This window comes from Ekhidna sp., from assembly GCF_965247405.1.
Taxonomy (GTDB): domain Bacteria; phylum Bacteroidota; class Bacteroidia; order Cytophagales; family Cyclobacteriaceae; genus Ekhidna.
Genome location: NZ_OZ252014.1, coordinates 3959722 through 3983536, shown reverse-complemented (window position 1 = coordinate 3983536; position 23815 = coordinate 3959722). Strand labels below are relative to the sequence as shown.

Genomic DNA, 23815 nt, shown 5'->3' with positions numbered 1-23815 from the left:
TATTATTTTTTGAGAAAATTTGAAAAAACTGTAAGGCTGATAATTAAATCAGCCCTACAGATTGCTTTTTAGATGTCATCTCCATCCAGGGTGTAACTCAACTCAATGTTTGAGTTTGCAGGTGATACACGGATGTATCCTTGCATCTCCTGGTGAAGTGCGGAGCAGAAGTCAGTACAATAGAAAGGCCATACACCCACTCGCTTAGGCTCCCATAGTGATGTTTTGGTCTGACCCGGCATCACGAGGATTTCGGAGGTGCCTTGCCCGATCATAGAGAAGCCATGCGGTACATCAAAGTCCTGCTCGTGGTTGGTGATATGGAAATATACCCTGTCACCCACTTTGATGCCTTCAATGTTATCCGGCGTGAAGTGGCTTCTGATCGTAGACATATAGATGTGCACGTCTTTTCCATCTCTTTCTACCCTGGCCTCAGCTGGAGTTTTAATGGCATAAGGGTGATTGTTTTCATCTATTCGATAGATTTTTTTCGAATTATTCACCAATAGATCCGCATCACATCCCGCAGCATAGTGAGGCTCTCCGTGAGTTGGGAAATCGTAAAGAAGCTCCATTTTCTCTCCGGAGATATCATAAATCTGTGCAGAGTGCTCCATTTCAGGTCCGGTAGGCAGGTAACGATCCTTTGTGATCTTGTTCATTGCCACCAAATACTTACCATGTGGTTTTCTTGAGTTACCACCTGGAATCATCAGGTGACCAACAGAGTAGTAGGTAGGTTTTCTATCGACTACCTCCCATGTTCCAAGTTTCCACTTCACTACTTCAGATGAGATAAAGAAAGTGGTGTATGCGTTTCCTCTACCATCAAACTCAGTGTGCAATGGGCCTAAGCCACCACTCTGTACGCTACCGGCCAATACATCGTCATAGTTCAATATAGGAATACCGTATGCTTCACCATCAAATTTTTCCCCATCAATAGCTGCTAACATTTTATCAAATGAATGAACAGTGATGTTTGCTGAAAGCTTACCAGATCCAATAATATACTGTCCACTCGGATCAACGTCACAGCCATGAGGTGATTTTGGTGTTGGTAGGAAGTACACTGCACCAGGTATATCGGTAGGGTTAACAGTTAGCACCTCTTTCTTCATCGTTGAAGTAGCCGTATGTGTGGATTCATCATACACATTATGCGCATACTTCGCAGGCATTTTTGTACCTCCACCATTATTCACATATTCCTCAATCTTTTTCCAATTGATTGCAGCAATGAAGTCCTTATCATTCTGAGATGCATTTACTTCAAGAAGTGAGTTTGCTTCCTCCGTATTGTAAGTAGAGAAGAAAAACCAACCATGAGATTTACCTCTACCAGGGTGCGATAGATCATAGTTGAAGCCAGGCATCAGTATCTGGAATTTAATATTCATGTGACCATGTTCAGGATCCACCGCAATAAATGTCAACGCACCTTTGAAATTGGCTTTATATTCACTGATTGGCATGTCCTTTTGCGGTACAGGAACAGAAAAACGTGTTCCAGCTACTACGTACTCAGTATTCTCCGTAATAAATGAAGAACTGTGATTACCGGCACTGTTAGGTACCTCAATAATCTCCTCTGTTTCAAATGTTGTCAAACTGATTCTTGCGATACGTGGTGTGTTATTACCATTCGCAAAAATCCATCTACCATCCAGTTCACCATTGGTTTGTGAGATATCCGGGTGATGCAAATCATCCCAGGGAATGAAACCAAACGAAGTATTTAACATCGGCTTGGTTTCTTCCGAGTACCCGTAACCCGAAGTTGGGAACTGAGAAAAAACAGGAATTTCTTTAAACATTCTTCCTGAAGGAAGACCGTACACAGTCAAGTTGCCGCTATAGCCCCCGGAGAGAAAGCCGTATTGCTCGTCTCTTTCACCAGGTGCTACATAAACTTTTTCTGCAATATTGCTCTGAAGAGCGCCATTACCTCCGTTATTTCCTGCCTGACCACAAGAAATCAAGAAGGCAACAGCACTAATCATTAAAGTACTTATTAGATTTTTCGTTTTCATTATGTTGGTTTTTTTAAGGTAAAATCACTTTTTCTATCACATGGATGATTCCATTTGAAGCAGGTACCGTTCCGACTATTTTGGCTCCTGCAACACTCACTTCATCTCCATCCACAGTCACTTCCAGGTAATCACCGGTGGCCATATAAATTTTTCTACCCTTCTCAGCTTCTCGTTTAAGAGCATCTATGTCGAATGACCCAGGAGCTGCATGTCGCGTGATAATCGTTGCGAGATCTCCTTTGTTTTCTGGCTTTAAAAGGTTGTCTAAGGTGCCTTCCGGTAATGCATCGAATGCATCGTTGACAGGTGCAAACACAGTAAGCGGCCCGGCATTAACAAGCACATGCTCAATTTGAGCTGCCTGAACTGCCGCGACTAATGTGCTGTGTGGCTCTGAAGATATCGCCACCTGTAGAATGTTTGGATCTGATACGTCATCCACAACGGAAGCCTGTCCCATTGGATGGCTATCAGTTCCAGCAGAAGTCTCTGAAGAAGAGTCACCTTCTTTCTGAGGATTACATGACCATATCAGTGCAGAAAGCACCAACAGGATCAAAGGTTTTAGCATTTCATCTTTCATAATATTATAGGTTTGGTTATAGGGTTCTGAAGTACTCCAGAATATCTCGAGCCTGTTCTTCAGTCATGTTTTGATTAGCCATGGCAGCTCCATTAAACTCAACCAAAAGGTCTTTGGCACATCTGTCTTGCTCCACCATCAACTGAGGATCCAGAATCATATTCATGATCCATTCCGGACTTCTTCGTTCCATGATTCCTTTAGGTGAAGGACCAATAAAGCGCTTATCAACCTTATGGCACGCGCTACAGTTGGTTTCGAAAATTGCTTTTCCTCTGGCCACCATTTCCTGATCAATGGTCTCTGGAAGAGGCAAATCCTTAATCTGTCCTACTCCTTTATTATCCAGTGTAATACGTTCACTGGCAGGGACATTGCTCTCTGCTTCAGCAGGCTCCATCTTAGATTGCTCCTTGATCTGATCAATTTTGCTTTTTCCGCCTCCACCACCACATGCCGTGATGATAAAAAGAGCGGCTATTAAAGTGATTGATAATACTCTGTTCATGACATTTACTATTTAATGGTTCAAAGCTTTAAAGAATCAGGTGTCTGAAATATGATCTTCTTCAGTCCTGATTATGATTTATATTATTATTTTAAGATTTTAAGATCATTTTATCTTTTATTAAATAAAATTTAGTGTAAGTCCATTCCTTTACTAATCAATTCAGGGTCATTTATTCGAGTTGAAAGTAATGTTTCACTCAATTGATGACGAATTTTTTCAAATTTGAAATGAACAGGACAAGGGTTCTCTCCTGAACATTTTTCAAATCCAAGTACACAGTCCTTCATTAGCTTATTTCCATCCATAGTTACCACAATATCAACTAGCTTAATTTCCTTATAAGAAGCCAATTCAAATCCGCCTGTTGGTCCTTTATAAGAATTTAGCAAATTATTTTTTGCTAGTTGTTGAAGGATTTTAGCCGTAAAGGCTTCAGGAGATTTGATTGCTTCAGATATCTCCTTTACACCTGTTCTTCTTCCCTCTTGCTCATTGCCAGCAATGTAGATCATGATTTTTATGGCATATTCACAGGCTCTTGAAAACATCTCTTGCTTTTGAAGCAAAGATACTAATCAAAATAATAAAGGACTAATTAATCCTCTATTATATTTAGGTATTTACCCCCACTATAAAATCACGATTTATTACCTCTTACTTATCTAACCATATGACGTTAATTTAAACTATGAGATTAGCGATCATTTCTATTTTTCTCTTTGGGTCCTTGCACCTGTATGGATCAGGTTTTGAGCCTTATAAGGTTGAGAAAAAAATTTTGATTCTATCCATCCACCTGGACGCTGAAATGATGAATTTGTCCAGATATAATAATCTAAAAGCATTTTGTAGTGACCCTGGCTACCGACAAACCATTTTTAGTTTGCTGGATCAAATCCATGAATACCATGACATGCTGGAAAAGGAATTAGACGCTACCACCTACAATCATTCTAAAAGAACCATCAGCAGGATATTGACGCATATGGATCATCTGGATAGGAAATTTAATGCCTATGACTTCACAAGCTTTTTCAAAGACCAGTGCTCTATTCAATCGAGGATTGAGGAGTTTTCAGATCACTATAAAGCCGGATTCGCCAGTCACTCCTACGGAAGTAAAGTATATGCGCAAGAAGTAGTGATGTACCGATATCTTAAGCGCTTAACGAAAAGGGTGAAACGAATAAAGAAACATGTAGAACATTTCTATATAAGACGAAAAGTGTGGGAGCATTGACTCTCTCGCGATTGAAAACGCAAGAGGCCTCATTTATTTAAAAATTAAAGAACAAAATGAAATGGAAAGAACGGCAAGAATTAAGAGCACCATGACAATGCTTGAATACTGCAAGTTGTTGCTCAGCAAAATAAGCTTCAACGACGAGCTTTTAAAAAAGGAATATCAAAAAGGGCTTAAATATCTAAATCCCAAAGATCAGGAGGAGCTTAAACAATGGCTTATCTTAAAAGGAAAAGTGGTTGAATAACGTAAAACGATGAAAGAGATGAAATGGAAATACATTCTAAACAAAAAAAGAAACGAGTCAATGGTGTTGTTCTCGATCTTACTAATCATTGTCATGATAGGTTATACGCATAAAAAGAACCTGTCAGACCTGGAAGAAACGGTTACTTCTATTTATGAAGACAGGCTGGTGGCCAATGAGTATATTTTTGAGCTGTCACGAAAAATTGAGAACAAGAAGTGGCTGATAACCAATAATCATAATGCATCTCAAGAAATGACGTTATTAAATTATGAAATAGACATATTGATTGATGCATTTGAAAAAACCGATCTAACTGTTGAAGAAAATAAGCTATGGGAGAAGCTGAAAAGGGAATTAACGCTTGCTGATGAATTTGAAAACCAGATACTTCATAACCAGGCCTCAAAGCAACGTATCCTACTACAAAAGCACCTCGACGATCAATATGAACTTATTCATAGTGATTTAGTAGGGCTTTCACACATTCAGCTGCAGGAAGGAAAAAGCCTGGTAGACAACTCCAAAAAAATATTGGCATCTAATAGCATTAGTGGTCGTTTAGAAATCGCACTAATGATTATTGTGCTTCTTATTTTTCTAATGATTAACCCAACCTACCGAATGAATAGGATCAAAAACTTACATAATTCGTATAATTAATACATGAGTTGGAAACTAAGTTTAGCACAAAGAATTAGGTTGGGTGCTTCGTTGGCAGTAGTATTTCTTTTGATTTTAGCTACAAACCTGATTGACAAAAATCACTTTAGAATTGTTAAAGAAAACCTTACCACTGTTTATGAAGATCGATTGTTAACCAAAACCTATTTATATGAAATATCGAGGTTAGTTCAACAGAAAAAGGAAATCTATAAGCACGATACTGGAAGTGGGATGAATGCTCTGAATCAGCAGATTAATGATTCTATTACCCTTCTAATTAAAAAGTTTGCTTCAACGAAACTAACAGAAAATGAGTCAGTGCATTTTAAGTCCCTTCAAAGGAACTGGGAATCCCTAAAAAAGCTTGAGACCAGAGAAATTCAGACTGAATCAATTAGGCCCGAAGCTCCGTTTTCTCTCAACACAGAAGATCATTTTCAGGCCATATATGAGAATTTGGACACTTTATTCAGAATTCAACTTAAAGAAGGTAGTAGGGTTATTCACAACTCCACACAGACCATTGGAACCAGTAATTTTATTTCCAAATTAGAAATTGCTGCTTTAATAGCTATTGGGGTGCTAATCCAGCTTTTAATCTTCTTAAGGCCGATTAAGAAGTAGTTTTATCCTTAAACTGCCTTACTAAACTGCGGCACTCGATTACTCATACTCATCCTTGCATCCAGCGCAGTACAAATTACACGGATCACTTCCTGACCTTGAGGTAAAACCTTCATTCCGGTTTCATCATAAACAATGAGTCCCTCCTCCTGCAGCTGATCCAGCAATTTGTAGTTAAGTGCTACGCAATGCTCCATGAATTCATACTCATGCCAGGTGGTTTTAAAATCACACATCAGGTTTAATATATGCTTACGGAAAAACAGATCTTGTTTCGTGTGAATATGGCCTTTAATGATTGGCAATTCTCCTTTATCCAATCGTTCGTAATAATCGGGAATGCTTTTCTCATTTTGAGCAAACCCGGACCAGCTATCGCTGATGGAGCTGACTCCTAATCCAACCAACAGCTTGCTTGTAAAGGGTGTATAACCCATGAAGTTCCTGTGTAGCTCACCATTATTTCGCGCTTCCAAGAGTTCATCTTCTGGCAATACATAGTGATCCATTCCGACTTCTTTATATCCGGCCGCTGTAAACGCCTCCTTTCCCAGTTGCATAAACTCCCATTTATTGTCTTCTTCTGGTAGGTATCGTTCATATGATTTCTGCGCCGGTCTGATGGATGGAACATGCGCATAACTATAGTATGCAATTCGCTCTGGTTTTAGCTGGATGATCTGATCCAATGTCTCTTTAACCGATTCAATCGTCTGACCAGGTAATCCATAAACTACGTCATAATTCACTGAGGTGTAACCAATTGCTCGTGCCCTCTCTGTAATCGCTTTTACTTGTTCGAAAGACTGCATACGGTTGATTAGTTTTTGAACATTCAGATCAAAATCCTGAATACCAAAACTGACTCGATCAAAGCCTAGCTCATATAATGTTTCCAAATGCTTCGCAGTTGTATTGGCCGGGTGCCCTTCGAACGACATCTGAAATTCTTTGGATAAGGTTGCCTTTTCTATAATCCCCGTCAACAATCGATTAAGATTCTCAGGTGCAAAAAATGTAGGAGTTCCACCACCCAAATGAATTTCTCTGACTGCTGGTTTTTCAGGGAGTTTTTCCAGATACAACTCCCACTCCTTCAAAACATGATCGATGTACGGACCCTCAACCTGATGATTTTTAGTAATTCGGGTATTGCACGCACAGTACGTACACAGGCTCTCACAAAATGGAAGATGGATGTAAATACTTACCTCTTTGCTACTTTCCCAGAAAGCAGATTGCAGCGTCTTTTCATAGGCTGAAACAGCAAAGCTCTCAGGCTCCCAAAAGGGAACTGTTGGGTAGTTTGTATATCGTGGAACGGGTTTGTTGTACTTTTTCAGGTCTTGCATTTGAATCAGAATTTGACTCAAAGCTATTGGTCAATTCAAGCCCTGAAACTGATGAATGAAATACGAAGATCTGATTTTTATCACGCGCATTTCAGTGTAACGATAAATTTGGTTCCTTCTCCTTTCTTCGATTTCACATCAAGTGATCCTCCGTGTTCATCAATGATCAGTTGAGTGATGAAAAGCCCCAACCCTGTGCCCTCTCCAGGCTCCTTAGTAGTAAAGAAAGGATCTGTCATTTGATCGATCTCTTTCTTATTCATTCCCACTCCTGTATCTTCAATCTTAATCAGGATTGTATTCTCGATATTCTTGGTCGTGATCTTAATCTTCCCGGTTTCCTCAATTGCTTGCTCTGCATTTGCAATAATATTGGTGAAGACCTGGTGTAGTTTTCCTTCATTGCCGATAATAATCTTTCTTTCGGCATTGAACTTGGTTTTAACTTCAATTTCCTTATCACTGAGCCGGCTTCTAAGTAAGGTCAAAGTATTCTGAATAATATCATGAATATCACATGATTCATCCATGGCATCCCCAGCACGACTAAAATGAGAGAGCCCATGTACAATTTGACTTGCCCTTCGCACCCCTTCTTCTATCGCATGAAAATATGGATTCAATTCATCCGCGTGATTTTCCGACGCTAATCTTTCTCGTAGTGCGATCGCTCCATGTTTGATAAAGTTCAAGGGATTGTTAATCTCATGTCCGATTCCAGCCGACAGGATTCCCAATGAAGCCATTTTTTCAGCCCGTATCAGTTGCTGTTGGGTCGATTGCAGTTTCTCATACCCTTTTTTTAACTCTCTGTTTTTGGCTTTTAGTTCTTTCGTTCTATCCTGAACCTTATTTTCCAGCTCGGTATTGAGCTCCTCTAACTGCTTTTGATAGTTTCTAATTTCAGTAATGTCCTCTGCAAAGAAGGTTACCCCTACTAACTGATCACCATTAAATACCGGATTATACGTAGACTTAAATATCAGATCACCCTTAGTCCCAGGATAAACGATTTCAACATGAAATTTATCCCCTTTGAGTGCTCGCTTGAATAATTTATCAAAATCGTCAGCGTATTCTTTGTGTTTCAGTTCCTTAAGTATATCAATGCCTTTTTGCAAATCCATGCCATCTGTCATCTTGGCTGAAAGTTTAAAGGCACGATTGAATTCAACCAATTTTCTACCCGTATCAAACAGTCCAATCAAATCAGATGTGCTTTCGATAATGGATTTAAGGTTGGCCTTTTCTTTCTTAAGATTCTCAATCGATTTTTCCAGGTTGCCTTTTAGATATGTATATAAAAAGAGAAAGATTGTAAGAAGACCCACGTATGCACTGCCAATAAATTTGATTCGATTGAAAACCTCCGCTGCTATGAATGATTTTGGCATACTAACCACCAATTGGTGATTGACAGAAATGATATCCGTAGCTATAGCTATACAAGATTGATTATTAAAAGGATTGATACTGCTAAATAATGTCAATTGCTCATTAACTTTTTCCCCTTTGTTCAACTCAAAATTGTATTGTAAAGTATCCTTGCCCAGTATCCTTCCGTATTCTTCTTTTTCTAGTGGATACAATATTTGAGTAGTTCCGAAATGCTTATTTATCAGATGTATTTGATAGTTTTCATCGAATCCAAACCTTCTTAAATCATCGGTCACATTACTGTAATTAATACCTGTTGTATTAACTGCTACTAGATTACCATTTTCATTTTTGATGGGCACTCGAACAGGTATAACCCAGTCACCTGCAAGATCCGTGTAATAGCACTCGCCTATTGAAATACCATCCCCTTTTCTTGCCAGGTCAAAAGATCTTCTTGTTTTTTCGGATAGCATCAAATTAGGAAGTGTATCATTGGGTGATCTGCCACTAAAAACCAGAATTTGTCCATCAGGCTGAGCAAAGCCAAAAGCCAATAATTCCCTTTCATAGATTTTAAGAGCATCAGTTGCAAATGCTGCCTTTTCTTGTATGGTTTTTATTTCGGCCAGCCTCTTTCCAACACTTAACAAGCTCAACTCCCATTGTCTAAAGCTCAGTTCATAGTACCCCTTAATCACAGAAGTAGTGTAACCCAAATCATTAATTCTATCCTGTCTTGTATCGGAGTAGATATACACCAAAACACCAGCGAGTGAAATTGTAAGGGTGGTGATAAGAAGGAAAAATATCCTTCTCAAGGACCTTATTTCGGATACGGATTTCAACCGATCGTTATTTAGTCCTATAAGTTAGTCTAAAAATCCTCAGAGACGGGGACTGATCTGATAAAAATTCAATTCAAAGTCCACAAACGGTAATTAAACCGGCTGCATTGGCTTGTACGAGTTGGTTGAACTGAGGAAAGCTGGTAAGCAGTCCTCTGATAATCAGCAAAAACCCGGAAGCAATGGCGATTATTGGGATAGATCTGGGAATCAATGTTTTTATGCGCTGTGAGAAAATATTTCCCGCAAAAGATAAAGTGATTAATGCCGGTAGTGTGCCTAACCCAAAGAGAATCATAAAGGCTGCCCCTTCAAGCGGATTTCCTAAAGCCACTGCTCCTGCTGCTGCAACATATGTCAGTCCACATGGAAAAAAACCATTGGCTACTCCACTTAGAAACCAGCGCCGACGAACGGAAAGATTTTTGGATAGGAATGTCTTTAAGAACTGATAAAATCGTGATTCGAAATAGAATCGTTCCAACCGATGACGAATCGATGGGATGCCGTAAAGCAGGATCAGCCCAAAGCCCAGAAAGAAGGCCAGAAACTTTTGTAACTGCATCAATGCCATGGTCGCACCTAATAATCCCAGTATGCCTCCTATTAGCACGTAGGCAAGAATTCTACCAGAATGATACAATGCAAAACCTTTTTTGGATTGTTTAGGTCCCATAAAAGCCATCATCACCGGGCCACACATGCCTACGCAGTGCAAACTCCCAAACAAGCCGATGATGAATGCTCCTATCATTGGATATAAATGCTGGATTGCTGATAATAATCCTGATCTGCTGTTTGCCAGGTGATATTTACCCGATAGCTTCCAGCGATCAATTCTGATCGATCTATTTTCTGTGTCTTGCCAGCCTTTAAATCAATTTTAAACTCTTTGTCAAACATCTTTCTCGATGGATGATAAAAATGAATACGGCCTTCCGCCTGACTGTCAGGGAATGTAAGGAAGATCTCATCGCCTTTCTGTTTAACAATCACAGCCTTTTCCTTTTCTGCCGCATTGGCTAGCTTGTTTAGCTTCTGCTGGTAATTGATCTCTTGTGCGTAGTAGTCCTCCGATACCAGATCAAAATCCTCCTGGAAAGCTTTCACCACCATGTAGCCAATGAAGGCCGCAAAAAGTACAAATGCTACTACGATTTTATTTCCCCAGTTCATATCTTAAATTAATTAATTCTCAATGATCAATTGCCCATTGTCCATTGATTAGTTCGTTGGTCCAAGAAACTTGGTCTCGACGGTCTCAATCAACTCATCGCCTGAATACACCCCAATGGTTGCCATAGTGCTCATTTTCTCAATGTCTTTCGGATTCATGATGATGAAAAACGCTCCTTCTCCTATTCCCTGCTCTGCCAGATTGATTTTTCCTCCAACCATTTGAATCTCTCCTTTTGGCTCGATGAGCTCAAAACGAACATCCATGACGTTATTCGTTTTATTCACCATCTTCACCTGGTATAGGTTCGTGATCATTCCATCCTCCCGCTCCTGATATAGCATTCCCGGCGTACGCATGATGGTTGTTTCAAAATCTGAACGAACCAGTAATAGAGTAATTAAGACACCTACCAATACAATTAGTACTCCAGTATATGCTTTCATCCTGGCAGTAAAACGGAATGGCTTATTCTCTGCAATGTTTTCTTCCGAAGCATACCTCACAAGCCCTCTTGGCTTACCAATTCGATCCATGATGGAATCACAAGCGTCTATACAAGCGGTGCAATTGACACATTCCAGTTGTGTTCCATTTCTTATATCGATACCCGTGGGACAAACATAGACGCATTGCTTACAATCAATGCAATCGCCTTTACCTACTTCTTCCCTATCCTCTCCCTTACGAAACTTACCTCGCTCTTCACCTCGCACATGATCATAGGCTACTACCACACTTTGCTTGTCTAATAACACTCCCTGCAGCCGTCCATAGGGACAGATTGTCGTACATACCTGCTCTCGCATTTTGCTAAAAACACCATAGAAGAGCCCCGTAAATACGACCATTGCGATGAAACCCGCTGTATTCTCACCGGGACCCTCGTCAATGATATTCCACACTTCATCCACTCCCACCAGGTAGGCCATGAACGTATGCATGATCAGCACGCTGACAAGAATGAAAAGTATGTGTTTAACCGTCTTTTTAGTAATCTTTTCTTTATCCCAAGGTTGTTTGTCCAGCTTGCGCTGAGCCATATAATCTCCTTCGATCCAGTATTCAATTTTCCGGAAAACTCCTTCCATGAAAATCGTCTGCGGACAGATCCACCCACAGAAAATACGACCAAACACTACTGTGAATAGGATGATAAACACCAGGGAGGCCAGCATACCTATCACAAAAAGAAAGAAATCCTGTGGCCAGAATACCTGGCCGAAGATTACGAACTTTCTTTCGAAAATATTGAATAGTAAAAACGGCTGACCATCTATCTTAATCAATGGAGCTCCGAATAAAAACAGCAGCAGGAGATAGCTGACCAACGATCGATAGTTGGTGTACTTACCCCGCGGTTTTTTGGGGTACACCCATACACGCTTCCCCTCTTTATCCACTGTGGACAGGTGATCTCGAAACGTTTCTTCAGCACTCTCCTGTTCCTGATATATGTCTTTTACGTCAGCCATTCTATTACCCGATCATCGAGCTAACAACATTCTCCCTCTTCCAAATCAGCCTCATCATCCACATAATCCGGATTCGTTTCAGGGGCTGGATCTGCCTCTTCCAGGTATACATCAGCATCCGGACTTACATCGGCCTCATGTGCTCGCTCGAAAAGATCACCCTGAGGTTCTTTTGGGTTAGCAGATGTTTGTCCTTCCATCATGTAGATGTAGCTCGCCACCTGCTGCATCTTCTTAGGAGAAAGTTGCGCTTCCCAGGCGATCATTCCTTTTGAAGGAACACCATATTTTATCGTGGAGAATATAGCTGTCATATCCCCTCCATGTAGCCAGTATTTGTCTGTAAAATTTGGTCCTACACCACCCCCTCCATCAGCAGCATGACATACCGAACAATTCTGTTCATAAATAGCTCGACCGGCATCCAGATCAACCGTTTCAGTCAATAAAGTAACATTGCTTTCATCGATCAAATTATCCAGAGAAGCCAAATAAGTCTGCACATCTTCTTTTGCTTGCATCATCTCAGCCTGAAACTCCTCATCCTGAGTAGGTCCAGTACCTAGCACTTCATAGTTTATTAGATAAACCACAGCAAAAATGATCGAAACATAAAAGCCATAAAGCCACCAAGGCGGAAGACGATTATCCAACTCACGGATACCATCATATTCATGATCGGTTGCTACTTCATGTTCCTTAGCCACCGGAACAGAATCATTGATACGATTCCAGAATCGTCTCCAGAATCCTACCCCTTCCTCACCTTCTTTTACAGGAATCAATTCTTTTTCTTCCTCTACGATTCCCATCTCCGCTCTTTTCAACTTCAGAACCACTTTCAGGGCCACCAATAACGTGAACATCGCAATAATCGCGACAAAAGCTACCACGACAGCCAGCCCAAGCACCAATTCGATCTGATATTGCTCAAAAAAAGATTGCTGCGAAGCTTCTTCCTGAGCCAGGGTTAATCCAGGTAAGGCAAAAATGAAAGTCGATAATACGTATTTAAGCTTGCTCATGGTCGGTTTCGTTTTCGTTCAACGGAATATTTGAAATGTCTTTGAATAGCTTCTTGTCCACTTTCAATACATAAATGGTCAATGCAATGAAGAAGACGAAGAAGATGACAAAGGAGATCACGGGATAGATTTCTATTCCTGTGATGGTCTCCATATGATGTTTGATAAATTTTAGCATTACTCTAATCTTTATAGGTTATTCACCGGCCTCAGCTACGCCTTCCACATTCTTAATATCTGTACCCAATCGCTGCAGGTAGGCAATCAAGGCGATGATCTCTGCATCGCTGCTCATCTTAATTCCTTCCAGCTCCAAGCCTTTTGAAATCAAAGCCGCCTGAGCTTCAGCATCTGCCACCGCATGCTGATCAAAACCATCAGGGTATGGAACGCCCAGTGTTTGCATCGCTCTGATCTTAGCCGGCGTTCGCTCTTTGTCCCAATCCTGCTCAAAGAGCCACGGGTATGGAGGCATAATCGAACCTGGTGACATACTGGTCGGATCAAGCATGTGGTAGAAGTGCCAACTATCCGGGTACTTTCCACCTAGTCTGTGTAAGTCCGGCCCGGTTCGCTTGGATCCCCACTGGAATGGGTGATCGTACACAAACTCCCCTGCTTTTGAGTATTCAAGATCTGCCGGGTCATATCTCATTACCTCCGATCGGAATGGTCGGATCATCTGTGAGTGACAGGTATAGCAACCTTCTCTCACATAAATATCTCGTCCATTTAGTTCTAAAGGAGTATATGGCTTCACAGTCGAGATCGTTGGCACATTGCTTTGGATCAGGAATGTAGGAACGATCTCTATGACTCCTCCGATAGCTACCAGGATCAAACTCCAAACGAGCATTCGTACTGGTTTCCATTCGAAAATTCTTCTGTGCCAGTGCTCACTCTTCTCTGGCTTGTAGTCTTTCATCAATGGTGCCGCCTGAGCTTCAGTGCTAGGCTGGAATTTGCCAGAACGTGCAGTTTTAACAAGATTAAACACCATTACAAATACGCCACTCAGGTAAAGCAATCCACCGAATGCTCTCAAGGCATACATTGGGATAATCTGAGTCACCGTCTCAAGGAAGTTGCTATACACAAGCGTTCCGTCCGGGTTGAATTGTTTCCACATTAAGCTTTGGGTAAAGCCTGCCCAGTACATCGGAATGGCATAGAATAGGATACCCATGGTGCCAATCCAGAAGTGTACATTCGCCAGTTTCTGTGAGTGAAGCTTCGTCCCGTAAAGTTTTGGAATGAGGTAATAAAGCATGGCGAACGTTAAGAAACCGTTCCAGCCCAATCCTCCTACGTGTACGTGAGCCACGATCCAATCGGTAAAGTGACCTATCGCATTTACATTCTTCAATGACAGCATCGGTCCTTCGAAAGTGGCCATACCATAACATGTGATGGCTACCACCATAAATTTCAAAATGGCATCTTCTCTCACTTTGTCCCAGGCGCCTCTCAATGTCAAGAGACCGTTTAGCATACCACCCCAGGATGGTGCAATCAACATCACGGAGAAGACCACACCTAGTGACTGTGCCCAGTCTGGCAAAGCATTGTACAATAAGTGGTGTGGACCAGCCCAGATATAGATGAATATCAGTGCCCAGAAGTGAATGATTGAAAGTCGGTATGAATAAATCGGTCGACCGGATGCTTTAGGAATGAAGTAGTACATCAAACCCAGATATGGAGTGGTTAGAAAGAATGCCACCGCATTGTGACCATACCACCACTGCACCAATGCATCCTGCACGCCTGCATACCAAGAGTAGCTTTTCATGAAATCGATGGGCAACTCAAAAGAGTTGACAATGTGTAGCATGGCTACTGTCACGAAGGTGGCGATGTAAAACCAAATGGCCACATAGAGGTGACGCTCTCTTCGTTTTATGATCGTCATGAACATATTAAGACCGAACACGACCCATATCAGCGCAATCGCGATATCGATCGGCCACTCCAGCTCAGCATACTCTTTACCGGAAGTCATTCCAAGAGGAAGCGTGATTGCTGCTGCCAGAATGATGATCTGCCATCCCCAGAAATGGATCTTGCTCAGCAGATCGCTGTACATTCTGGTTTTACACAATCGCTGAAGGGAATAATACACACCTGCGAAAATTCCATTCCCTACAAAAGCAAAAATCACCGCATTGGTATGCAGTGGTCTTACTCTCCCGAAGGTGGTGTATTGTAATCCGAAGTTGGCTTCCGGCCACACAAACTGGCATGCAACAAGAAGTCCCACCGACATGCCGATAATCCCGAATACCGTGGTGGCAATCAGGAAGTTTCGAACCGTGGTGTTGTCATAGTGAAAGGTCTCCAGACCTACTTTTTCATTGTTTTCTGACATTGGTCACTAGGTTTATTACTACTCTTACTATTTGTTTGGACCGAGGGTCCTTCCTCGTCAAAGAGGATGCGAACGGATGGTGTATAGTCATCCTCAAACTGCCCCGAACGAGACGCCCACAGGAACGCTGCAAGGAAGCTGCCTGCCAAAATGAGGCTACATGCGATGAGAATAAATATGACACTCATAATCCGATCACAAGATTAGCGGAGTGACACAGGGTGTCTAATGAGAGGTGTTAGTGAGCTACATGATTTTTATCAGCCGGTGAGCCGCCGGTGGCAATTATTCTTTTGTTACGTCATTCCTGACGAAGCGTAGCTGAAATCAGGAACCTAACCAACTACACTGTCATCCCTCATTACTACACACCACAAAACGCCAAACTGCCTTTAAGGAGGGATTAATCATCCCCCCTCCTGACATCCATCAGCAAATAAGCACTTTCTATTAGGGAGATTTGGATAGCAACAAATCATAAAGCGTATGGACATATCAATTGTTATTGCCAGGGTTATCAGTATTCTCTACCTGTCAATGGGTATTGGGCTGGCTTTCAGTAATTCCTATTACAATAAGGCATTCAGGAAGATCGTGCATGACTCTACTTATCTATTTCTGGGAGGGTGGATCGCCACCGTATTGGGTGCAGTACTTGTACATTATCATAATATCTGGGTCAGCGACTGGAGAACACTGGTGACCATTGTGTGTTGGATAGTTCTTATTAAAGGATCCATGTTGCTAGCGTTCCCCAGACTTATTAAGCATTTTGAAGATTGGTTTACCCCTGATGGTATACAGCGATACTATCTACCAATCGTTACCGCATTGGGGTTAATTTTTGGATACTATGGATTCCTTGCCTGAATATATTGATCTATCCACGTATCTGTCACGAACCTTTGGGGTCATCTACTTGGCTGTTGGACTGGGCATGTTTTTGCACCGCGAAAGCTATATCGTATTGTTTCGCAGGCTTACTGAAAATATAGATTTTGTACTGATGGGGGGATTTATTGCAGTAGCCGGAGGCATGGCGATGGTTTCCTATCATAATCTTTGGGTTAATGATTGGCGGGTTATCATCACAATCGTTGGGTGGATTGCGTTGATCAAAGGCGCATTATTGCTAATTATGCCGGGGTATATACGTACCTTTAGAGGAGTTCTTCTGGTTCGATATGGAAAGTATTTGACGGTAGCCATTCTGCTTTTCGGTGCTGTACTCACTTACTTCGGTTTTTTCTAATTCGATGGATATACGAGTAAAATTTTTAGGTGGAGCCAAGTCAGTAACGGGCTCAAAGTATCTGATTACGGTCGATGATTTCAATGTGTTAATTGACTGTGGCCTATTTCAAGGCTTAAAAGAATTGCGATTACGTAATTGGGATGAACTACCCATTGATCCGAAAGAAATTGATTGTGTGTTACTCACCCATGCTCACATTGATCATTCGGGGTACATCCCTCTACTCTTCAAAAATGGTTTTGATGGAAAAGTACACTGCACTGAACCAACACGAGAGCTCGCCGAGATCTTGCTAACGGATAGTGCGAAGCTGCAGGAAGAGGAGGCAGAGTTTGCCAACGAAAAAGGATATTCCAAACACAATCCTGCCAAACCACTATATACAGTTAAAGATGCGATCGAGGCATTGAATGTTCTGGAAGCCCATCCTTTTAATCACACCTTTCGCATTCATGATCAAATTGAAGTCCGGTTCTTTCATGCGGGTCATATTTTAGGAGCTGCCAGCATTGAGCTTATTATATATTCTAGCCAAGGCATCAAACGAGTGGTCTTCTCAGGAGATTTGGGGCCGATGCACAATCCGCTTCATTTTGCTCCTGCAAAACCTCCAAAAGCAGACGTACTTTTTATGGAATCAACCTATGGAGCAAGGAAACACAAAGATGTAGATCTGGAAAAAGAGCTTCGACAATTAATCCTGGAAAGTGATAAAAATGGTGGATGTATCCTGATTCCGGCGTTTTCCGTTGGCAGGACGCAACTGGTTCTCTATTATATCTGGAAAATCTTTCAAAATATGAAGTCCAGACCGGTATACATTGACAGTCCAATGGCTATCAGTGTGACGCACCTTTATAAGACATACACCAACTATCATCGGCTTGAAAGTGATAGTGAATTTGGTCACCATATTTTTGATGCGCCGTTTGTTCACTACGTGACGGAACAAAGTAAATCGAAAGTCCTAAACACCATCAAAGACCGGGCAATTATTATTTCTGCGAGTGGCATGGCCACCGGTGGTCGTGTACTGCACCATCTGTTTCATCGGTTGCCACGCGCACAAGACATTGTTCTGTTTACCGGATTTTTGCCTGAAGGTACTCGAGGCAGAGATATTGCCAATGGAGAAAAGTCAGTGAAGATTTTTGGTGAGGAAGTAATGGTAAATGCTAAAATCCATGTGCTTGATGGACTCTCTGCACACGCAGACCAGGATGAGCTGGTAGAATGGGCCGGACATGTACCCGAACCACCAAAAATGACCTTTCTAATTCATGGAGAAAAAGATCAGGCTGATGTGTTAAGAGAACGTTTGATTGGAAGAGGCTGGAATGTAACAATCCCAGACTACCTGGAAACTTTTACCTTATATGATCATGTTTAATCTCTCGAAAATCAGAAGGGTTCTAAAAAATAGTAGTAATGTCAAAATTCAATGAACTAATCAATGGAGACCAGCCGGTACTGGTGGATTTTCATGCGACATGGTGTGGGCCGTGCCAAACAATGGCACCCATTTTGGAAGAGCTTAAAAATGAGATTGGCTCAAAAGCCAGGATCATCAAAATAGATATTGATAAGAACCCGGCTGCCGCGCAAAAGTATGGGGTCCGTGGAGTTCCCACATTTATTCTATTCAAAAAAGGTCAGCAGGTTTGGAGACAGTCCGGTGCTATCCCCAAGCACATGTTGGAGCAGGCCATTAAAAGTTCCTAACTTCATTGAATGAAAAACGCTCCGCTTGTATCAGCCAGCTGGCTAAGTAGCAAACTTGAAGATCCTGAAGTAATTGTGCTTGATGCCACTTTGGCAAAACCTAAATCAACAGGCATCATTCCTCATCAGACTAAACAAATACCCGGTGCTAGATATTTTGATATAGATCATGCTTTTTCAGATAAAAGCATTCAGCTACCACATATGATGTGTGATACCGAGCAGTTTGAAAAAGAAGCTCAGCGTCTGGGAATCAATAACGATAGCTCGGTAGTAGTTTACGATAGTCATGGAGTATACTCTTCTCCCCGAGCATGGTGGATGCTAAGATCAATGGGGCTTAGCCAAGTGTTTGTCTTAAACGGCGGGTTGCCTGAATGGATTGATAAAAGATATCGCGTTGAAGAAAGAATCAAAAAACCTCACGTAACAGGTAATTTCTCTCCCTCTTTCAACACCTCATGTTTTGTAGATAAGAACTTTGTATTGAATCACATGAATGATAAAGATATCTTAGTTATAGATGCTCGGTCAAAAGGTCTAGGAACTGAACCTGAGCCAAGGGATGGTCTCCGCAGTGGTCACATCCCAAGCTCAATCAGTCTTCCCTTTACAGAAGTAATTGAAGGCTACCAAATGAAAGCAAAGGATGATCTTAATAAGATTCTAGATCCATTGAACCTTGAAGAAAAAAAAATAGTATTCACATGTGGTTCAGGTCTTACTGCCTGCATAATACTTTTAGCTGCAAACATTGTAGGTTGCGATGATCTGACAGTCTACGATGGGTCATGGAGTGAATGGGGTCAATCTACTGAGCTACCCGTAGAAACTAGCTGAACTTTTGCCCTATCCAAGCCACCATCAACGTTACAAATCCCACTACCGTCACCGAACTGATCGGCATCAGAATAGCCGAAATAAGAGGGGTCAGATGTCCGCTCATGGCGAATGAAAGTCCTACGATGTTATAGAGGAAGGAGATTCCAAAAGCAATAAAAACTATCCGGATCACACGCTTCGAAAAGTGGAGCACCTGAGGGATACGGGTGACCTTTTTCGAAGTAAGTATGGCATCACATGCGGGAGAAAACTGGTGAATGTCTTCTGCGATGGCTATTCCCACTGAAGCCTCATTCAACGCACCGGCATCATTCAGCCCATCCCCCACCATTAAGTGATTACCTTCATTTTCCTTGATGTACTCCAACTTATCGATGGGCCGCTGTTTGAAGTAAACATCATCAAAATGAGGAGCCATTCGGGAGCGCTCCGCATCATTATCTCCTGAAAGTAAGCTGAGAAAGTAGTTTTTTCTAAGCGTATCCAGCATCTTGAATATGCCTTTTCGGTAGCTTGAGGAAAGGGTTAAATACCCTCGTTTTTGACCTACTTTGATAAAAACCTGTGATTCATTGATTCGCTCTCTGGATGTTTCGTTTAGATAGGATGCAGAACCAATCTGAATCTTCACTCCATTAACCTCTGCGGTAAATCCTTTTCCTGTCTCTTCACTGAATGAACTTATCGGATGCTTAATGCCTTCAGGCAGCTCCTGATAAATAATTCGGCTGAGCGGATGTGCGGAATTTCCAAGCGCAGACCGTAGGATTTCGATATCATATTGATCCAATTCCACACCCCAATAATTGATTCCTGATTCAGTGGTGGTAAGCGTACCAGTCTTATCAAAAATGATCGTGTCCACTTTTGCAAGCGATTCGATTACTTCGGCATTTTTAAGGTAAAGTCCTTCTCTTCCCAGCTTTCTCATGGCATGACCATAGGCAAAGGGCAATACCAGCGCTAAGGCACACGGACATGCAACTATCAGGACAGCAGACACGGAATTCCAAACCAGCGACGAATCATTGACCCACCAAAATACACCAGTTGTAATAGCCAGGATGATGATGGTTAGGGTGAAGTACTTACTGATTTTATCGACCCAAGTATGTAAATCTGCTTCCCTCTTTTTCTTGAAAGAATCAGTATTCCATAGGCTGGTCAGCTCACTGTTGTTAACCGTCTGGCTTAGCGTTATTGATAATTCGGTCCCTTTTTGCCTACCTCCGGCATATACCTGCTGACCTTCAGTTCTGCTTTCTGGTTTTGACTCACCCGTAACAAAACTATAATCAATATTCCCCCGGCCGGATACCACCACACCATCCGCTGGTATCAGCTCATCGTTGTGAATGACTACTACATCATCTTTTTTGAGCTCTTTTAAGGGCCGTTGGATTTCTTTACCATCCACAATACAGGTGACTGATACTGGAAAATAAGAAGTGAAATCCCGGTCAAAAGAAAGCGCCTGGTAGGTTTTACCCTGATACCACTTCCCGATTAAAAGGAAAAACACCAACCCTGCCAGCGAGTCGACATACCCCATCCCAACACCGGAAATAATCTCATAAGCACTACGTCCAAAAAGCGTTAGTATCCCCAGTGCAATCGGCACATCGATATTTAAATTACCGTATCTAATCCCCTTCCATGCCTTCTGAAAATAATCACTTGCAGCATATAAAACTACCGGAAATGCCAGAGCGAAATTGATCCAGTTGAATACTGTTTTGAAATCATCGGTCAAGAGGAAATTCCTATCAAGGTATTCAGGCATACTCATCAGCATGGCATTACCAAAGCAAAATCCTGCTACAGCTACCTTGGTACCTACATTGGATTTGGAGACTTGTTTTTTGGTCTTATCCAGGCTACTGAGAGAAATTCCGGGTGCATATCCCAATTGCGACAGCAAAACAGCCAGCTCCTTCAGTGATTTCTGGTTATGATCAAACGTGATGGTTACTTCACGCTTTACAAAATTCACCTCTGACCGGATCACTGTCTGATCCAGCTTGGGCAGGTGCTCCAGCAGGTAGATGCATGAGCTACAATGGATTCCTGGAAGAAACCATTTAACCACGGATAGGTCATCGCTTTTAAAACGGAGTAGTTGTTTTTGGATATCCTCATTATCGAGAAAAGCATATTTGCGTTCAGCCTTTAGCTCCGATAGAGATTTATTCTCCTTTGAGGTTTCAGAATAATATTGATTCAGGTTGCTTTGATCCAGCAATTCATAAACCGCACGACATCCATAGCAACAAAAATGATGATCATTCGCCTGAATGGATTCATCACAAGGGTCCCCACAATGGTGACACTTTAGGTCTTCAGCTTGCAATAGCTCCATGCGTCGTGCGATTCGGAACAATCATGACCGGCACACCACTCTCCTTGATCACTCTGACGGTGTGGCTCCCAATTTCATTATCATATCCATTACTGTTGATACCTACAATCACTAAATCAAAGTTATGTTCTTTGATGAACTGCATCATCGTATCTTCTACATTTCCAGATAAAACTACGTTTTGAATTCGATCATCAGAAATATCAGAAATATCATGAGACAATTGATTCATTCTATGTTTCACTTCTTCCAATTGTTTACTATTTGCAGATGACCCGCTCTTATGTGAGTATTTTGAAGAAACAGGATAAATATGCAAAAAGGAGATGGTAGCATCTCCATTAAGTTTTGAAAGTTCCAGACCTACCTTGGCGGCATTCCAGGACGCAGGAGAAAAGTCAGTAGGTATCAATATACTTGAGATCACGCGCTATTCATTTAAGTTTCAAAGCTAGAATGATGGATTTGCGTGTGACTTGACATTCGTCAATGTAGGTATTGAATTTTGTCACATGACAGATATAGGTTTATTTTAGTGAATCGGATATGATAAAATTAGGTAGTCAGGATTTTATTTCAGATGAAGGAATAGAGTTATTAAAAAGCCTTTTTAAAAGCTCTGGGGAAGGCATAATGCTATTCAATAAGGAAGGAGAGGTTGTAATGGCAAACCCTCGTGTCACTGAAATGTTTGGGTATGATGAAGGTGAAGTGCTTGGCCAGAAGGTGGAAAAATTTGTTCCTAAGAATGCTCAAAAAAAACACCAGAGTTATCGTAAAGAATATATCAGTCACCCGGAACCACGACGAATGGGAATTGGGCGTGATCTGTCTGGTCTTAGAAAAGATGGTTCTACTTTTCCGCTTGAGATTAGTCTAAGTTACATGCAGCACAATAATGAGAAGTTGGTAGTAGCATTTGTTACCGATATCTCTATCCGAAAAGAGAATGAAAAAAAGCTGGAAGAACAACGAAAAAAGCTGGAGGAATATACCTCAGAGTTGGAGCAAAAGGTGAAAGCACGAACCAGCGAATTGGAACATATGAACCTAGGGCTCCAAAGCCAAATTCAAGAGCGAAAACTGGCAGAAGCGGCATTAAAACAAAGTCTGGAAGATCTTAAAAAAGCCGAGCAGGAAATCCTCAAATCGCTCGAAAAAGAGAAAGAGCTGGGTGAGCTAAAATCCCGGTTTGTATCCATGGCGAGTCATGAATTTCGAACGCCTTTGACAACTGTTCTTTCATCCGCGAATTTGATTGCTAAATATACGGAATCTGATCAGCAAGTAGCACGAGAAAAGCACATCAATCGAATTAAAAAGAGTGTACTAAACCTAACGAACATTCTTAACGACTTCCTATCTCTTGAAAAACTAGAGAGTGGAGCTCAGAAAGTGAATTTTAGCACAGTAGACTTGAATGAGCTTCTACAGGAAATAATGGAGGAGATGAGTCAAAACGTAAAAAAAGGTCAAGAAATTCTTTTAAAAGGCACTGCTCCAACCATCCAGACGGATGAACATATTCTGAAAAATATCTTATTCAATTTGATCTCTAATGCCAGCAAGTACTCCTCCGAAGGAGATAAAATAGAAATAAATATAGAGCACGATAAACATCTAAAGATTCATATTGTGGATCATGGAATTGGTATTCCGGAATCTGAACAAAAAAAGATGTTTGATCGGTTTTTTCGAGCTGCAAACGCCACCAACATTCAGGGTACGGGCTTGGGCTTGAACATTGTGAAAAAGTATGCTGACCTCCTAAAGGGAGATATCTCCTTTACGAGCACTGAGGGTAAAGGAAGCACATTCTCGCTATCGCTTCCACTCAGCTAGCTTCAACAATTGACTTTCTTCTCAGTAAATAAATGATTGGACCTACCACAGGAAAGATTACCACTATGGCGAACCATATCATTTTCTTGTTATTGGGCATCCGAGCCATCAATATGTTGATCATTGCATAAACAGCTACTGCTGCGGCAAATAATGAAATGTATAACCAGTATTCCATGTTTCTACTTTTACTCAAATTAAGTTCAGTGTTTATTCACTTTTTATGAGTTTCCTTAGCACCAACAATGATTATCGTCAT

26 protein-coding genes are annotated in these 23815 nt (G+C 41.4%); 10 read left to right on the top strand and 16 right to left on the bottom strand.

The features are described 5' to 3' along the window. Positions 1–68: 68 nt before the first annotated feature. The 4 genes from nosZ to ACP14Y_RS18345 all read right to left on the bottom strand — a co-directional run bounded on the left by nosZ (position 69) and on the right by ACP14Y_RS18345 (position 3681). Positions 69–2036: a Sec-dependent nitrous-oxide reductase gene (gene nosZ / locus ACP14Y_RS18360; RefSeq protein ID WP_424964356.1), complete on the bottom strand. Its 1968-nt coding sequence runs from the start codon at positions 2034–2036 to the stop codon at positions 69–71. A gap of 13 nt (positions 2037–2049) precedes the next feature. Next, positions 2050–2622 (bottom strand): fasciclin domain-containing protein, encoded by a 573-nt coding sequence (locus tag ACP14Y_RS18355; RefSeq protein ID WP_424964355.1) that lies wholly within the window; start codon positions 2620–2622, stop codon positions 2050–2052. Between the two features lie 16 nt (positions 2623–2638). Beyond that, positions 2639–3130 (bottom strand): cytochrome c, encoded by a 492-nt coding sequence (locus ACP14Y_RS18350; protein ID WP_424964354.1) that lies wholly within the window; start codon positions 3128–3130, stop codon positions 2639–2641. A gap of 131 nt (positions 3131–3261) precedes the next feature. Next, on the bottom strand, positions 3262–3681 hold the full coding sequence (locus ACP14Y_RS18345; RefSeq protein WP_424964352.1) for an RrF2 family transcriptional regulator: 420 nt from the start codon (positions 3679–3681) through the stop codon (positions 3262–3264). Positions 3682–3821: 140 nt separating this feature from the next. Here ACP14Y_RS18345 and ACP14Y_RS18340 point away from each other — a divergent pair, with 140 nt between their 5' ends. From ACP14Y_RS18340 to ACP14Y_RS18325, 4 genes are all read left to right on the top strand, one after another. Further along, positions 3822–4373: a hypothetical protein gene (locus tag ACP14Y_RS18340; protein WP_424964351.1), complete on the top strand. Its 552-nt coding sequence runs from the start codon at positions 3822–3824 to the stop codon at positions 4371–4373. 61 nt (positions 4374–4434) lie between these two features. Continuing rightward, on the top strand, positions 4435–4623 hold the full coding sequence (locus ACP14Y_RS18335; RefSeq protein WP_424964350.1) for a hypothetical protein: 189 nt from the start codon (positions 4435–4437) through the stop codon (positions 4621–4623). Between the two features lie 18 nt (positions 4624–4641). Beyond that, the gene (locus ACP14Y_RS18330) at positions 4642–5286 is read left to right on the top strand and encodes an MCP four helix bundle domain-containing protein (protein WP_424964349.1); all 645 of its coding nucleotides are present in this window, start codon (positions 4642–4644) and stop codon (positions 5284–5286) included. 3 nt (positions 5287–5289) lie between these two features. Beyond that, positions 5290–5913 carry an MCP four helix bundle domain-containing protein gene (locus ACP14Y_RS18325; RefSeq protein ID WP_424964348.1) on the top strand — a complete coding sequence of 208 codons (624 nt, stop codon included), beginning with the start codon at positions 5290–5292 and terminating at the stop codon, positions 5911–5913. Between the two features lie 8 nt (positions 5914–5921). Here the strand turns inward: ACP14Y_RS18325 and hemN are convergent, their stop codons facing one another. The 9 genes from hemN to ccoS all read right to left on the bottom strand — a co-directional run bounded on the left by hemN (position 5922) and on the right by ccoS (position 15723). Further along, positions 5922–7265, bottom strand: a complete 1344-nt coding sequence (gene hemN / locus ACP14Y_RS18320; RefSeq protein ID WP_424964347.1) for an oxygen-independent coproporphyrinogen III oxidase — start codon at positions 7263–7265, stop codon at positions 5922–5924. Positions 7266–7345: 80 nt separating this feature from the next. Then, the gene (locus ACP14Y_RS18315; RefSeq protein WP_424964346.1) at positions 7346–9463 is read right to left on the bottom strand and encodes an ATP-binding protein; all 2118 of its coding nucleotides are present in this window, start codon (positions 9461–9463) and stop codon (positions 7346–7348) included. A gap of 100 nt (positions 9464–9563) precedes the next feature. After that, complete coding sequence (locus tag ACP14Y_RS18310) at positions 9564–10244, bottom strand: sulfite exporter TauE/SafE family protein (protein ID WP_424964345.1); 681 nt, start codon at positions 10242–10244, stop codon at positions 9564–9566. Beyond that, positions 10241–10666, bottom strand: a complete 426-nt coding sequence (locus ACP14Y_RS18305; RefSeq protein WP_424964344.1) for a FixH family protein — start codon at positions 10664–10666, stop codon at positions 10241–10243. Before ACP14Y_RS18305 ends, ACP14Y_RS18310 begins: the two co-directional genes overlap by 4 nt. Positions 10667–10714: 48 nt before the next feature. After that, positions 10715–12142, bottom strand: coding sequence for a cytochrome c oxidase accessory protein CcoG (gene ccoG / locus ACP14Y_RS18300; RefSeq protein WP_424964343.1), 1428 nt, complete (start codon positions 12140–12142; stop codon positions 10715–10717). A 20-nt stretch (positions 12143–12162) separates the two neighbouring features. Beyond that, positions 12163–13167, bottom strand: a complete 1005-nt coding sequence (locus ACP14Y_RS18295) for a cbb3-type cytochrome c oxidase N-terminal domain-containing protein (protein ID WP_424964342.1) — start codon at positions 13165–13167, stop codon at positions 12163–12165. Beyond that, positions 13154–13345: a CcoQ/FixQ family Cbb3-type cytochrome c oxidase assembly chaperone gene (locus ACP14Y_RS18290; protein ID WP_424964341.1), complete on the bottom strand. Its 192-nt coding sequence runs from the start codon at positions 13343–13345 to the stop codon at positions 13154–13156. Before ACP14Y_RS18290 ends, ACP14Y_RS18295 begins: the two co-directional genes overlap by 14 nt. A gap of 18 nt (positions 13346–13363) precedes the next feature. After that, on the bottom strand, positions 13364–15535 hold the full coding sequence (ccoN, locus tag ACP14Y_RS18285) for a cytochrome-c oxidase, cbb3-type subunit I (protein ID WP_424964340.1): 2172 nt from the start codon (positions 15533–15535) through the stop codon (positions 13364–13366). Then, complete coding sequence (gene ccoS / locus ACP14Y_RS18280; RefSeq protein WP_424964339.1) at positions 15511–15723, bottom strand: cbb3-type cytochrome oxidase assembly protein CcoS; 213 nt, start codon at positions 15721–15723, stop codon at positions 15511–15513. The genes ccoN and ccoS overlap by 25 nt, the downstream gene beginning before the upstream one ends. Positions 15724–16021: 298 nt before the next feature. On the opposite strand from ccoS, the gene ACP14Y_RS18275 reads away from it, so the two are divergent. The 5 genes from ACP14Y_RS18275 to ACP14Y_RS18255 are packed head-to-tail and all read left to right on the top strand — an operon-like array spanning position 16022 to position 19352. Next, positions 16022–16405, top strand: a complete 384-nt coding sequence (locus ACP14Y_RS18275) for a hypothetical protein (protein WP_424964338.1) — start codon at positions 16022–16024, stop codon at positions 16403–16405. Further along, positions 16389–16787: a hypothetical protein gene (locus ACP14Y_RS18270; RefSeq protein ID WP_424964337.1), complete on the top strand. Its 399-nt coding sequence runs from the start codon at positions 16389–16391 to the stop codon at positions 16785–16787. Before ACP14Y_RS18275 ends, ACP14Y_RS18270 begins: the two co-directional genes overlap by 17 nt. Before the next feature lie 4 nt (positions 16788–16791). Beyond that, positions 16792–18180, top strand: coding sequence for an MBL fold metallo-hydrolase RNA specificity domain-containing protein (locus ACP14Y_RS18265; RefSeq protein WP_424964336.1), 1389 nt, complete (start codon positions 16792–16794; stop codon positions 18178–18180). A 38-nt stretch (positions 18181–18218) separates the two neighbouring features. Then, positions 18219–18512, top strand: coding sequence for a thioredoxin (gene trxA / locus ACP14Y_RS18260; protein ID WP_424964335.1), 294 nt, complete (start codon positions 18219–18221; stop codon positions 18510–18512). Positions 18513–18521: 9 nt separating this feature from the next. After that, complete coding sequence (locus ACP14Y_RS18255) at positions 18522–19352, top strand: sulfurtransferase (protein WP_424964334.1); 831 nt, start codon at positions 18522–18524, stop codon at positions 19350–19352. Here ACP14Y_RS18255 and ACP14Y_RS18250 read toward each other — a convergent pair. Then, positions 19345–21714: a heavy metal translocating P-type ATPase gene (locus ACP14Y_RS18250; protein ID WP_424964333.1), complete on the bottom strand. Its 2370-nt coding sequence runs from the start codon at positions 21712–21714 to the stop codon at positions 19345–19347. The two genes, ACP14Y_RS18255 and ACP14Y_RS18250, sit on opposite strands and share 8 nt — an antisense overlap. Then, complete coding sequence (locus tag ACP14Y_RS18245) at positions 21695–22141, bottom strand: universal stress protein (RefSeq protein WP_424964332.1); 447 nt, start codon at positions 22139–22141, stop codon at positions 21695–21697. Before ACP14Y_RS18245 ends, ACP14Y_RS18250 begins: the two co-directional genes overlap by 20 nt. Positions 22142–22260: 119 nt before the next feature. Between ACP14Y_RS18245 and ACP14Y_RS18240 the strand changes: the two genes are divergently transcribed. Then, on the top strand, positions 22261–23556 hold the full coding sequence (locus ACP14Y_RS18240) for an ATP-binding protein (protein ID WP_424964331.1): 1296 nt from the start codon (positions 22261–22263) through the stop codon (positions 23554–23556). On the opposite strand, the gene ACP14Y_RS18235 is transcribed toward ACP14Y_RS18240, so the two are convergent. Next, positions 23549–23734 carry a PLD nuclease N-terminal domain-containing protein gene (locus ACP14Y_RS18235; protein ID WP_424964330.1) on the bottom strand — a complete coding sequence of 62 codons (186 nt, stop codon included), beginning with the start codon at positions 23732–23734 and terminating at the stop codon, positions 23549–23551. The genes ACP14Y_RS18240 and ACP14Y_RS18235 overlap by 8 nt on opposite strands. Positions 23735–23815 lie beyond the last annotated feature (81 nt).

Excerpts from the sequence above, each read along its gene's own strand:
- nosZ (WP_424964356.1), bottom strand. The coding sequence starts at position 2,036 with ATGAAAACGAAAAATCTAATAAGTACTTTAATGATTAGTGCTGTTGCC.
- ACP14Y_RS18355 (WP_424964355.1), bottom strand. The coding sequence starts at position 2,622 with ATGAAAGATGAAATGCTAAAACCTTTGATCCTGTTGGTGCTTTCTGCA.
- ACP14Y_RS18350 (WP_424964354.1), bottom strand. The coding sequence starts at position 3,130 with ATGAACAGAGTATTATCAATCACTTTAATAGCCGCTCTTTTTATCATC.
- ACP14Y_RS18345 (WP_424964352.1), bottom strand. The coding sequence starts at position 3,681 with ATGTTTTCAAGAGCCTGTGAATATGCCATAAAAATCATGATCTACATT.
- ACP14Y_RS18340 (WP_424964351.1), top strand. The coding sequence starts at position 3,822 with ATGAGATTAGCGATCATTTCTATTTTTCTCTTTGGGTCCTTGCACCTG.
- ACP14Y_RS18335 (WP_424964350.1), top strand. The coding sequence starts at position 4,435 with ATGGAAAGAACGGCAAGAATTAAGAGCACCATGACAATGCTTGAATAC.
- ACP14Y_RS18330 (WP_424964349.1), top strand. The coding sequence starts at position 4,642 with ATGAAATGGAAATACATTCTAAACAAAAAAAGAAACGAGTCAATGGTG.
- ACP14Y_RS18325 (WP_424964348.1), top strand. The coding sequence starts at position 5,290 with ATGAGTTGGAAACTAAGTTTAGCACAAAGAATTAGGTTGGGTGCTTCG.
- hemN (WP_424964347.1), bottom strand. The coding sequence starts at position 7,265 with ATGCAAGACCTGAAAAAGTACAACAAACCCGTTCCACGATATACAAAC.
- ACP14Y_RS18310 (WP_424964345.1), bottom strand. The coding sequence starts at position 10,244 with ATGATAGGAGCATTCATCATCGGCTTGTTTGGGAGTTTGCACTGCGTA.
- ACP14Y_RS18305 (WP_424964344.1), bottom strand. The coding sequence starts at position 10,666 with ATGAACTGGGGAAATAAAATCGTAGTAGCATTTGTACTTTTTGCGGCC.
- ccoG (WP_424964343.1), bottom strand. The coding sequence starts at position 12,142 with ATGGCTGACGTAAAAGACATATATCAGGAACAGGAGAGTGCTGAAGAA.
- ACP14Y_RS18295 (WP_424964342.1), bottom strand. The coding sequence starts at position 13,167 with ATGAGCAAGCTTAAATACGTATTATCGACTTTCATTTTTGCCTTACCT.
- ACP14Y_RS18290 (WP_424964341.1), bottom strand. The coding sequence starts at position 13,345 with ATGCTAAAATTTATCAAACATCATATGGAGACCATCACAGGAATAGAA.
- ccoN (WP_424964340.1), bottom strand. The coding sequence starts at position 15,535 with ATGTCAGAAAACAATGAAAAAGTAGGTCTGGAGACCTTTCACTATGAC.
- ccoS (WP_424964339.1), bottom strand. The coding sequence starts at position 15,723 with ATGAGTGTCATATTTATTCTCATCGCATGTAGCCTCATTTTGGCAGGC.
- ACP14Y_RS18275 (WP_424964338.1), top strand. The coding sequence starts at position 16,022 with ATGGACATATCAATTGTTATTGCCAGGGTTATCAGTATTCTCTACCTG.
- ACP14Y_RS18270 (WP_424964337.1), top strand. The coding sequence starts at position 16,389 with ATGGATTCCTTGCCTGAATATATTGATCTATCCACGTATCTGTCACGA.
- ACP14Y_RS18265 (WP_424964336.1), top strand. The coding sequence starts at position 16,792 with ATGGATATACGAGTAAAATTTTTAGGTGGAGCCAAGTCAGTAACGGGC.
- trxA (WP_424964335.1), top strand. The coding sequence starts at position 18,219 with ATGTCAAAATTCAATGAACTAATCAATGGAGACCAGCCGGTACTGGTG.
- ACP14Y_RS18255 (WP_424964334.1), top strand. The coding sequence starts at position 18,522 with ATGAAAAACGCTCCGCTTGTATCAGCCAGCTGGCTAAGTAGCAAACTT.
- ACP14Y_RS18250 (WP_424964333.1), bottom strand. The coding sequence starts at position 21,714 with ATGGAGCTATTGCAAGCTGAAGACCTAAAGTGTCACCATTGTGGGGAC.
- ACP14Y_RS18240 (WP_424964331.1), top strand. The coding sequence starts at position 22,261 with ATGATAAAATTAGGTAGTCAGGATTTTATTTCAGATGAAGGAATAGAG.
- ACP14Y_RS18235 (WP_424964330.1), bottom strand. The coding sequence starts at position 23,734 with ATGGAATACTGGTTATACATTTCATTATTTGCCGCAGCAGTAGCTGTT.